We start from the raw sequence: 11,451 nt of genomic DNA, 5'->3' as shown, positions 1-11,451 counted from the left end.
TTTATGTTTTTTAACTTAGATATGTGGAAAAAACCTTTTGAAGTAATCACTTAAATTTTATCCTGATCTTTTTAGGATAGGCAGATTATAACCAAGCTACCTGTGTGGCTTTTATGTAAATACCTACTACTGCCTGCATTTAATTTGTTTGAAAAATTCAGTTTAGAACTATTGGTACACATGTCAGATTATAAGTTTGGTTATATTATTTTGTAATTTGGCCTACATCGTGTTTAACCTGATTTATTGAGCTAGCCAGCTGCAAATCATAAATAAACTTTCTTTGATATGTCGTAAAAATGTTCATTATCATTTTTATACTCGAAAAGAGCATCGACTGATGAGTGTTTGTTTAATGAGAGGAAATTATGAACTCAATTGTGAAGGTAGTGCTTGAACATTTGGTTATTAACTGGCCAATATTATTCCTTAATACTTGTTCTAATGATATTAAAACCATCTCTTTATTTACTAATTTGATAACATTCATCTGAGTATCACATTAACCGGTAAATCAAAGTTAAAACATCCAAAATCATCAGATAAGCTACATGTATCTGATAAGGCCTTAACTGTTAATATTGAATGTACTTAAGAAGAGTTATCCCCTATTAAGTGTAATGCGGGATATCCTCTATATTCATATTTACAGATACTTTTGCCGGGAGCCTCTACAATGATTATCGCTAGAAATAGAACAACTATAGTTTATAGTTACTCAAAATAAATAAGCTATAAATTATAAATAACGACAAACACTTAAAAACTTATTGCCATTAAAATCAACTACTTAAATTCACTAAGAGATAAATCATATATAATGCTTTTGTAAAACATACGTTATTGAAATACGAGAAAACACCAACTAAATACAAAGTTACCACGTTAACAAGGTTTGGCAGATAGTCGAAATTCAATGAAATAATGTAGCCTGGAGGAGGGGTAAGTTTAATAGCAAATAGTTTACTTAATATAGATAACCTGTCCGCATTATTATTAGTACTAACACATCAAGATTTCGAACATAAGTTAAAGTATTGCAATTAAACTTAGTAGTAAAATTAGTTCCTATCTTGGTAAATATTTCCTCTTTTGTTAATTTCTCTCATTGCCTCTTGGTTTTTTTTGCGTCTTTCTTCTGCCAACTCTTTTGACATGCATGTACGCTTTTTAATATTACTACCTGTCACCGCTATTTTTTCGCATACCATATTTTCATTACTGCTTAGAGAGTCTTCACTCAGTGAACTACAACCAGATAGAAATAGTAAACTTGAAATGATTATTACGATTAGCTTTTTCATTTTATTCCCTTAAAGTAAAAGCGCTAATATTATGAATATTAGCGCTTTATTATTGTTTTTCTGAACTCTAGAACTTAGCGTTAAGAGTCAAGAATATATGACGACCAGTTGTATTGTAAGTACGAGGGTCTGTATTATCGTTAAACCCTGTTGCTGCATACGGAGGATCTTCATCAAATACGTTATTAATACCAACAGTAGCTGTGTAGTTATCAAGGAAGTAACTAAAGCGAACATTGTGTATTACTTGTGAGTCAACGGTTCTAATAACATCATAAGAATCAAGAGTACCACCGATATTAACGGCTTCAGTTCTAAATGAAGAGTTAACATCAGCTAAATCATCAGGGTCAATATTTGTAAAGTTTTCTTCAACTTCACCAATGTAACGCAATGCATAAGTTGCAGACCAATTCTCTTGAGCTAACGATACATTGAAGTTAGTTTTCCACTCAGGGAAGTTACCATCACCACTATTTCGGCGGTAGTAGCCAGCATTTTGAAGTGTTGAACCGTCGGCTTGAGTTATTGTGTAGTCGTCATAGTAAGTTGCATCTAAGCTTGCTGATAATGAACCAATTGACGTATCAGTTGTATAAGCAACATTAAAGTCGTAACCAGATGACTCTACACCACCAACATTTATGTTTCTGTTATCAATGTCACTTGAGTTACCAGCTAAAATACCTGATGTATAACGAGTTATTTGATCACAGTATGTACCGCTTTCAGCACACTTGTTTAAAATTAACTGCTCGCCTACAGAGCTAATTGCATTTTCCAGCTCGATATCCCAGTAATCGATTGTGAAAGATAAACCATCAACAAACTCAGGGCTATAAACTACACCAACTGTAAATATATCAGCTTCTTCTGGTTGCAACTCTGGGTTACCACCAAGAGTAGAAGATAATTGGTCACCAATAGGTTCAAAACCAGCTGCTGGTACGCCGTCAGCTATACAGAATGATGTAGGGTTAGTAGCACACGGGTCCGAAACTTCAGGGCTATTATCTGATGCGCCAGAGAATAAATCAGAAGTTGAAGGTGCTCTAAATGCAGTAGATGATGTTCCTCGGAACATAAGGCCGTCCATAGGAGACCATTTAATTCCTACTTTATGGTTTGTAGTATCGCCAAAAGTATCATAATCAGAATAACGAATTGCTAAATCTAGCTCTAACACTTTTGCAAAAGGTGCGTCATATAATAGCGGTACATTAAACTCAGCATAAGCCTCATCTACAGTGTAGCTGCCTGATGTTTCTTGACGGCTAGATCCAGATGTAATTCCTAATGCTATTAGTGCATCAGGGAAATCACCACCTTTCTCTTCACGATGTTCTAGACCAAATGCCATACCTAAACTACCTGCTGGTAATTCAAATGCACTACCAAACACACTACCACTAATAATTTGCTGTTCGTTTGAACCAAAATCGTGAGCTTCAAACGAAATAAAATCTAACATTTCTTGAGTAACTTGAGTATCAGTTCCTGGGATACCAAATACATTTAATGATGTACAACCAGCGATAGGATCATCTACAGTTCCACATACAATGCTACCGTCAACGTCTTGGAATGAAGGACCTACGGCTTGTGAAACTTTTTCAAAGTTTACGCCACCAGCTCGTTTAGTTGTAGAATCACTTGAACCAAAGATGTATGAAACTTCATAACCCCAATCGTCATTGATATCGCCTTCAAAACCAACTACTGCGCGAACTGTATCTACGCGAAATTGAGTATCTCGACCGCCAGTTTCAACCATACGACGGCGCCAATCAGAAATCTCAACTGAGTCACCATTTCTGTCTTTAGGACCAAATTGTTGGTTATAGTAGTTATCTGCAGAATAATTTGCATTTGTCACACCAAAGAACGCAAGTGGTGCTAGAGGTAATGGAGCAAGCTTAGTATCTGAAATACGGCGGTTTAAACTAACTTCTGAAAAGAAACGAACATGATCAGAAAACTCATAGTTACTCTGAACAAATACGCCATATCGCTCAGCCGGAGTTAAGTGAAAGTTTACAGGCGCAAAGTTGTAAGTATCTTTATCCCAATCCCAACAATCATAACCAGTTGGATTAGAAAAATCGCTTGGATCTGATTGACCAGGACCATTAGCTGCACCGTGAGTAAAAGAAGAACAATCTTCACCAGCTACTGAACCATCAATACCGTTGTAACGACCCCATGGTGGAGCTGAAGAACCACCTTTAGAAAGCTCACCTGTATGATCCATGTCTAAAGAAAATTTAGACCAGTCTCTATCACCAGAAGACTGAGAACCCTGCTGAACGTAATATGCACTAGCTACCACGCTGCCTTTATCGCTTGTTAAACCTACAGTAAAATCGTAGCTTTTAGTTTCGCCATCACCGCCATGTGTCGAAGCATCGTAACTTGCTGTAGCTTCAAAACCTTCAAAATCATCACGTGTAATAACGTTAACTACACCGCCAATAGCATCTGAACCGTAAATTGCAGAAGCACCGTCTTTTAGAATTTCAACTCGCTTGATAATTGCTGTAGGGATTGTACTTAAATCTACAGAAGAGTTTGCACCACTACCCGACGCAACCATTCTACGGCCGTTTAATAATACTAGCGTTCTTGAAGAACCCAAACCGCGTAAAGATACACGCACCGCGCCTGAGCCACCATTATTAACAGAAGCATTAGTACCCGCACCAGCAACTGAAGGAATTTCTTGAAGAATGTCACCTACGTTACCAATACCTGAAGCAATTAGGTCATCGCGTGTTAATATTTGTACTGGATTCGCACCTTCCATATCAGTTCTTTTGATACGTGAACCAGTTACTTCAATTCTTTCTACTTTATCGGCGCCTTCGGCTGCCATTGTATTACCTGAAAATGCAGCTGTTGAAGCTGCACCAAATGCAAGTGCGACACGCACTGCTTTAGCTACTTGATTGTTTAACATTTGATTCTCCCTGGTGTCACTACTTTATAGTAGTAATCATTATTTATTTATTTTAGTTACATAAGATTAACAGTAACTAAAGCAAATAATAAACAAAAACCACCAAAAAGCCAACAAAAAGTTAACAAGCCTTTACAGAAAAAGAAATATTTGCGAATATAATAATCAAAATCGCAATAAACTAGAATAAATAAGATGTGGACAGTATGAAAACACAGATATGTTGCTATTTATGGTGTTATTAAAAAAGTTCCTCTTGTAAATTTAACCCAAAATAAACACTTGAGTGCGAAACAAGATCAACCATTTCAATTAACGGTACAATCTGTTTTTCTACATAAGTTGCATAGTCATAGCTATGAAAGCCTTGATATAGTTCAACTCCAGCAGTTGTGTAAACAAATGTAACAAATTCACCCCTATTGACCGTAAATTCGCTATTTTTTTTCTGGTGTTTCTTAACTGCCTGAATATGAGGAGGAATATTCTTTTTATAATCGATTAAGTTTTGACCTAATCTCTTTTTAAATATGAGTAAATCATCAAACTCACCTTTAAATAGCTTTGTTGTATAGTCTTTTACAAGGTCATTTATGTTTGAATTTCCATCAAAAAGACCAGTAAATAGATCGAACTGAAATTGTTGAGCAAGTTTAGTCCAATCACTTCTTACCGTTTCTAATCCTTTAAATACTAGTTTTGATTCGTTTGGTTTAATTAATTTACCGACATAGCGCTTTTTAGAGCCAACTAACTTCCCTCTTATTGTTGGTAAAAAGAAAGGGCTATAAAGAGATTCAAACTCTATTTCTAAATGACTTGTTAAGTTGTGCGTTTGTTTAGTCTCATTAACCCAATCTGTAGTTATCTTTTTAGCTAAAAACGCACCAATTTCATTACACTCATCTGGTGTTAGCTCATCATCCAACTTAATAAACGTAGAGTCGGTATCGCCATAAATAACGCTATAACCAAGTTCCTCTATCCACTTTTTAGTTTGTAGCATTATTTCGTGCCCTCTTAGCGTAATAGAGCTCGATAACCTAGGATCGTAAAACCTGCATCCTTTTGAGCCTAGAACGCCATATAAACTATTCATTATTATTTTGATTGCTTGAGAGAGCATTTGATCTTGGTTATCTTTGGCGAGCTGCCTTTGAGACGCTAAGCTTTTAACAAGTAAAGGTAAGTGATGCTTGTCTCGCGAGAATACGGCTTCATTAAATCCCTGCACACTATGCTCAGGATTTTTCAGACCTTCTATTAGTCCGAGTGGATCAATGTAAAAAGTTTGCATAATACTGGGGTATAGGCTTTTAAAGTCTAAAACAATGACATTTTTATAAAGGCCAGGAATAGACTCCATGACATAACCACCAGGGCTTTCAAATGTAAGTCCATGATCGCCCATATTTGGGGCAACATAACCACTGCGATGCAGTAATGGTAAATACATATTGATAAAAGCAGCAACAGAGCCGCCCTTTTTTTCAAGCTCTAACCCCGTAAGCTTTGTTCTTATAATAGAAAAATCGAGTAGCTTTAATTTATCAAAAATTTTATTTACCAAAATACAATCTTGTCGATTATATTTTGCTAAAGAAAGTTTATCTTCGTTAAATTGCCTAATAATTTCCTGGAGACTATTACCCGAATCGATTAATTTAGACTCACCCAACACTTGATTTGAAACATTAGCTAACGAAAAGCTCTCAAAGCTATATGTGCCATTTTTTAATGTGTCTATTCCATCAACCACACATCGCCCAGGGATCGATACTCGAGTAAAGTGCCCTTTTCGAACATATAAAGGCTGATTTCCTCTACCCAGTAATAACTTAACCCCAAGTGCTTCAGCTCTTTCATGAATAACAGCAAAGTCGAACTCAATTACATTCCAGCCAATTATTACATCAGGATCGCTAAGCTTAATAAAATGCTCTAATCCCTTTAAGAGCTCGGCCTCATCTACACACCAAATAATATCAAACTCGAGGTTGGTAGCCTCTCTATCTGGCTCGCCAATCATTAAAACACAGTCTAAATTACAACCCACGAGTCCAACAGAAAACAGAACCCCACTCTCGTTACATTCAATGTCTAACGAGAGTTTATTAAGGGTTGGGGAATATTCTTCATTCACTTTTAATTTAGCGTCGGTTATTAATGTATAGCCATCTTGTTTAAATACATTACCCGTTATCCAAGCTCCACCTTTTATAAAGCGTTCCATTAAATAGCGCTCTATTGGTCGAATATCTTCTTCAAATAATACAACACCACGTTGCTTTAAAGCTTTAGTAGCAGAATAAAAATGCTTTAGTGATTTGAAGTAACAGGCCGACATATCTTCTTGCTGAAAGTTTTTTAGCTCAAGACTTTTAATATTAAAGTTAAGTGATTCAGCTACTAATATTTCATTCGCTATTTCAGCATCTTTGCTTTTGATAAAAAACAGTGCATTTTCGTTAGCCGACACCGTTTTTATAGGCCCTTTATCACTACAAAACCACGCTTCGTAACATATGCCGTTTGCAGTATCATAGGCATGAGAAGAAACAATAAAACCGGCTGTTAAGTACACTATTACTAAACCTTATACATATATATGTAAGTTTTTACTTAATTAAAAATGCTTTAAAGCCATACACTCAACCTAAATAAACACTCAGAGACTTTATTTTGCTAAATTAATTTCATCACTTCTTGTAGTTACACTCTTATAACTCTAAAATCCATAGCACTGTAATTATATACATACTTTAGGTAAATCATCCCATGCTTTCTGACTCACTAAAAAAAACAATTAGGCAAGTACACCAGCATGTGGCTAGTAACCTAAACGATTATCGCCCTCGCAGCAGCCAAAACTACCTTGTAGCTGAAATAGCAAAAACCCTTGCAGGCGAATATCATAAAAAACAACGCATATGCGTTATTGAAGCTGGCACCGGTACCGGTAAGTCTCTTGCTTACTGTTTAGGCGCACTGCCTCTTGCCCTAGCGCAAAAAAAGAAGTTAGTTATTTCTACTGCAACGGTTGCACTGCAAGAGCAATTAATAGCAAAAGAACTGCCATTTTTTAAAAAGCATTCAGGCCTCGACTTTAAATTTGATTTAGTAAAAGGTCGCCATCGTTACATTTGTGCTCATAAATTACATAACGCGGTTAATGGCGATAGCCAAACACAAATGGATTTTATGCCAACGCTTACTTCACCACTGAGCGCAATGGAAACCAAGTGTTTGAATGAGCTATATAACGCCTATGTGAATAAAAAATGGCAAGGCGATAGAGACAGTTGGGCCGATACTGTACCCGATAGAGTGTGGAACTTAATAGCGTGCGATAAACATTCATGCCAACGCCAAATGAAGGCCCATCAAACGTGTCCGTTTCAGCTTGCTCGTAATCAATTAATGCAAATGGATGTACTGGTAATTAATCACTCTTTATTACTTGCCGATTTAGACCTAGGCGGTGGTAAAATTTTACCAGAGCCCGACAACACCATTTACGTTATTGATGAAGCGCATCATTTAGCACATATAACACGCGATTTTTCATCGGCCGCAGCAACAATCAAAGGCACGATAGAATGGCTTGATAAGCTCACCAAGTTTAGCGGGAAAATGGCGAAGGTTTTAGTGGGGCAAAGAGCTATTGGGCAAAACTTTAAACTTTGCGACAGCATTAATGACGCGAATAAAGATTTAAAAGTAGTTCGCGATATTCTTGATAATGCCGACTTTGAATACTCAAAAGACGATACTTATCGCTTTGAACACGGTGAAATTCCAGAGTCACTGCACAGTAAAGCAAAAGACATAAGCGAAGCCACGCAAGATGCGCTGCGCTGTTTAAACAAAATGCACGACACCCTTACCCAAGATGTAAGTGATGGCGACATAAAACCTTACGTTGCCGACCCAATACTAGGCGAAAGCGGTCAATACATAAACCGGTTAGAGCAACTAAACAAACTATGGTTTAGTTACGCAAAAAAAGGCGAAGGTGCTCCTCATGCACGGTGGATAAAACGCCTTGAATACAAAAGCCATCACGACCACTTATTAAGCGACTGCCCTATCGAGGTCGGTTATTACTTAAAAGATAAATTGTGGCGAGAATGCGCGGGCGCTGTTTTGTGCTCTGCTACATTAAGTGCACTGGGCTCGTTCGATCACTTTGCTTACGAAACAGGGCTTGCTAAAGAAGAAGGCGTTAAATTTATTAAAGTACCTTCTCCTTTTGATTACCCAAAACAAGCCACTTTACGTATTCCGGTATCTAAAGTAGAACCAACCGATAAAGACTTTAGTGATCACCTAGCTAAAACATTACCAGAGTACCTAAATGATAAAAAAGCGAACCTTGTACTATTCGCTTCTTATTGGCAAATGGACCACGTAACAAAGTTTCTTAGAACAAAAGGTTTTAACTTATTAGTACAAGGTGAAATGTCGCGAGAAGCGTTGCTTAAATTACACACCAAAAATGTAGACGAAGGCAAAGGCAGTATTTTATTTGGAACACAAAGCCTTTCGGAAGGCCTTGATTTACCTGGTAAATATTTAGAGAACTTAATAATTACTAAAATTCCGTTTGCTGTACCTACTTCGCCGATAGAAGAAGCGCAAGCAGAATTTGTACAAAGCAAAGGCGGTAACCCGTTTTTAACGATTACCGTACCAGACGCCGCAAAGAAATTGGTACAAAGCTGTGGTAGACTGCTGCGAAAAGAGAGTGATGAAGGCTGTATTACTATTCTCGATAGACGCTTAGTTACTAAGCGATACGGTAAAGCCATGCTCGACACCCTACCACCTTTTAAAAGACAAATAGATTATTAATGTTTGAACTCGCACTCGATCCAACAACCTGGGCTGTTTTATGTGCTGTTGCACTTGCCGCAGGTTTTATAGACGCTATCGCCGGTGGCGGTGGTATGTTAACTGTGCCCGCTTTATTAACTGCAGGCTTACCTCCACATTTAACATTAGGCACCAATAAACTAGCAGCAAGTTTTGGCTCCTTAACAGCAAGCTATACCTATTATAAAAAGAACTTATTTAGTCCTAAGTTTTGGGCTGCCTCCGTAATTGCTACTGCAATAGGTGCATTGATAGGCACTGTTATTGTTGATCATTTAAGTATCGACTTTTTAAACAAACTACTCCCAATTATTATTATTTTAGTTGCCGCCTATAGCTTATTTGGTAATTTAAGCACCACAGAAGGCGATGAACTGCCTAAACTCAACAAAGCGATGAAAATAAAACAATGGCTACAGGGTTTAGCATTAGGCTTTTTTGATGGTTTAGCAGGCCCAGGTACAGGTACTTTTTGGACCGCTTCTAATGGCATGCTTTATAAAATGAACTTGCTACTCAATTGTGGTTTAGCGCGTTCAATGAACTTTGTTTCTAACTTTATATCGCTCATCACCTTTGTAGCACTCGGCCATGTAAACTTTTTACTTGGCATAACAATGGGCTTTTTTATTATGCTAGGCGCATGGTTTGGAGCACATTCAGCAATACGTTTTGGTAGTAAATTTATTCGCCCTGTATTTAATACTATGGTTATACTTTTAGCTTTAAAACTAATTTACGAGGCTTACTTTTAATATGCATTCAATGGCTTTAGATAAACTACGCCAACAAGTTGCAACGCTAAAACAACAAGCTGAGCAATTTGATAAAGCTAAACTGTTTTCTAAAAACCGTTATATGCAGGCGCAACCGAGCTTGTTTGACCGCGCCGTTTTTAGTACAAAAAGCATGAACCTAGTCGATTACGTAATAGAAATTGAAGACGAAGTGTCAAGATTACCGCCAAGTGAGCATCGCCATGCTTATACCTACGCGCTTGAACGTATAGCAGCTCAAGTACAAGCTGTATTCAACGTTATTAAATCAACGCCTATTTGGGTTAAAGAAAACAAAAGCCATTATAAACCACGCCCTAAGCAAACCGTTTATAAGCAAGCGGTACAAAAAATAATGCAATCATCGCACGAGCTTTACGACGAATTAAAACAAAACCATGAGTTTGAACGCCGTTTAGTGCTCATGATTGAAGAGCGTAAAATGCAAATGGATAAAGCCTCGCCAGCTAAAGCACAAAAGCTTAACCTTGAAATATTAAGCACACATGCTCGATTGGGTCGCTGCAGAAAAGCAATTTCTGCCACTGAGGACAAAATACAACAAGTAGAAAAACAACAACTGCGTTAAGGCGCACTTTACTATGCAGCTTTATTATCATCCATTGTATTCAGACCTTATCCTTGCAGAACGTCATCGATTCCCTATTCAAAAGTATAAGTTACTTAAAACCGAAATAGAAAATCTAGGTGTTTCGGCGATTCACTTTCAAGAGCCTAAAAAAGTAACCGTATCTCAACTTGCGCTATGTCATAGCCAACGTTATATAGATGACTTTTTAAATGGAACACTAAGCGATAAAGCAATTAAAAAGATGGGATTTCCCTATTCGCAACAACTTGTAGAGCGTATTCTTTTATCTATTGGCGCGAGTATTCAAGCTGCTGAAGCGGCATTTAGGCACGATCTAACCTTCAACTTGAGCGGTGGTTATCATCATGCCTATAGCGATTTTGGCAGTGGCTTTTGTATTTTTAATGATTTAGCTATTGCAGCAGCACATTTAATAAATACAGAGCAAGCCGACACTGTTTTAATTTTTGATTGCGACGTACACCAAGGCGATGGCACAGCACAAATCACTCAAAACCATAACCAAATTATTACCTGCTCAATTCATTGTGAACAAAATTTTCCTCTTAATAAACAAGAGTCCACTTACGATTTTGCATTGCCCGCTAAAACAGCCGACGATGAGTACCTTGCTACATTAGAGCAAGCACTCGATTTTTGCGTGCGCATACATAACCCTGATATTATTTTGTATAATGCAGGCGCTGATATTTACACTAAAGACGAGTTAGGCTTGTTTAATATATCGCTCAATGGCGTATATGAGCGCGACTTGTTTGTTCTCAACTTCTGTAAGCAACATCAAATCCCACTAATGTGCGCTTTAGGTGGCGGTTATCAGCGTAATTTGAGTTCACTAATTAATGTTCATAAACAACTATTTAAAGCCGCTATCGATTTATAGTAAGCCTTAGTATAGACTCAGTTAAACGGATTATTTTAAAGCGG

The 11,451-nt window shown here is 37.3% G+C and carries 7 protein-coding genes; 4 read left to right on the top strand and 3 right to left on the bottom strand.

Features of this window, described 5'->3' with window-relative positions; genetic code table 11:
* Nucleotides 1–1,061: 1,061 nt before the first annotated feature.
* The 3 genes from I6F45_RS08295 to I6F45_RS08285 all read right to left on the bottom strand — a co-directional run bounded on the left by I6F45_RS08295 (nucleotide 1,062) and on the right by I6F45_RS08285 (nucleotide 6,844).
* Nucleotides 1,062–1,304 (bottom strand): hypothetical protein, encoded by a 243-nt coding sequence (locus I6F45_RS08295; RefSeq protein WP_024593662.1) that lies wholly within the window; start codon nucleotides 1,302–1,304, stop codon nucleotides 1,062–1,064.
* A gap of 67 nt (nucleotides 1,305–1,371) precedes the next feature.
* Nucleotides 1,372–4,260, bottom strand: coding sequence for a TonB-dependent receptor plug domain-containing protein (locus I6F45_RS08290; protein ID WP_165728577.1), 2,889 nt, complete (start codon nucleotides 4,258–4,260; stop codon nucleotides 1,372–1,374).
* Between the two features lie 241 nt (nucleotides 4,261–4,501).
* Nucleotides 4,502–6,844, bottom strand: coding sequence for a DNA polymerase II (locus I6F45_RS08285; RefSeq protein WP_197160229.1), 2,343 nt, complete (start codon nucleotides 6,842–6,844; stop codon nucleotides 4,502–4,504).
* 194 nt (nucleotides 6,845–7,038) lie between these two features.
* On the opposite strand from I6F45_RS08285, the gene dinG reads away from it, so the two are divergent.
* The 4 genes from dinG to I6F45_RS08265 are packed head-to-tail and all read left to right on the top strand — an operon-like array spanning nucleotide 7,039 to nucleotide 11,407.
* Nucleotides 7,039–9,114 carry an ATP-dependent DNA helicase DinG gene (gene dinG, locus I6F45_RS08280; RefSeq protein ID WP_165725432.1) on the top strand — a complete coding sequence of 692 codons (2,076 nt, stop codon included), beginning with the start codon at nucleotides 7,039–7,041 and terminating at the stop codon, nucleotides 9,112–9,114.
* Nucleotides 9,114–9,890, top strand: a complete 777-nt coding sequence (locus tag I6F45_RS08275; RefSeq protein WP_010553699.1) for a sulfite exporter TauE/SafE family protein — start codon at nucleotides 9,114–9,116, stop codon at nucleotides 9,888–9,890. The genes dinG and I6F45_RS08275 overlap by 1 nt, the downstream gene beginning before the upstream one ends.
* 1 nt (nucleotide 9,891) lies before the next feature.
* Nucleotides 9,892–10,500 carry a primosomal replication protein gene (locus I6F45_RS08270; RefSeq protein ID WP_007378182.1) on the top strand — a complete coding sequence of 203 codons (609 nt, stop codon included), beginning with the start codon at nucleotides 9,892–9,894 and terminating at the stop codon, nucleotides 10,498–10,500.
* 13 nt (nucleotides 10,501–10,513) lie between these two features.
* Nucleotides 10,514–11,407: a histone deacetylase family protein gene (locus I6F45_RS08265; protein WP_197160228.1), complete on the top strand. Its 894-nt coding sequence runs from the start codon at nucleotides 10,514–10,516 to the stop codon at nucleotides 11,405–11,407.
* Nucleotides 11,408–11,451: the final 44 nt, after the last annotated feature.

Origin of the sequence: Pseudoalteromonas sp. SWYJZ19 (assembly GCF_015864375.1) — a bacterium.
GTDB lineage: Bacteria > Pseudomonadota > Gammaproteobacteria > Enterobacterales > Alteromonadaceae > Pseudoalteromonas > Pseudoalteromonas arctica.
The sequence above is the reverse complement of the archived record's forward strand: the minus strand, read 5'-3'. Positions and strand labels throughout refer to the sequence as shown.

Bases quoted from the DNA above. Each gene is read 5' to 3' on its own strand.
- I6F45_RS08295 (WP_024593662.1), bottom strand. From the start codon at position 1,304: ATGAAAAAGCTAATCGTAATAATCATTTCAAGTTTACTATTTCTATCT.
- I6F45_RS08290 (WP_165728577.1), bottom strand. From the start codon at position 4,260: ATGTTAAACAATCAAGTAGCTAAAGCAGTGCGTGTCGCACTTGCATTT.
- dinG (WP_165725432.1), top strand. From the start codon at position 7,039: ATGCTTTCTGACTCACTAAAAAAAACAATTAGGCAAGTACACCAGCAT.
- I6F45_RS08275 (WP_010553699.1), top strand. From the start codon at position 9,114: ATGTTTGAACTCGCACTCGATCCAACAACCTGGGCTGTTTTATGTGCT.
- I6F45_RS08270 (WP_007378182.1), top strand. From the start codon at position 9,892: ATGCATTCAATGGCTTTAGATAAACTACGCCAACAAGTTGCAACGCTA.
- I6F45_RS08265 (WP_197160228.1), top strand. From the start codon at position 10,514: ATGCAGCTTTATTATCATCCATTGTATTCAGACCTTATCCTTGCAGAA.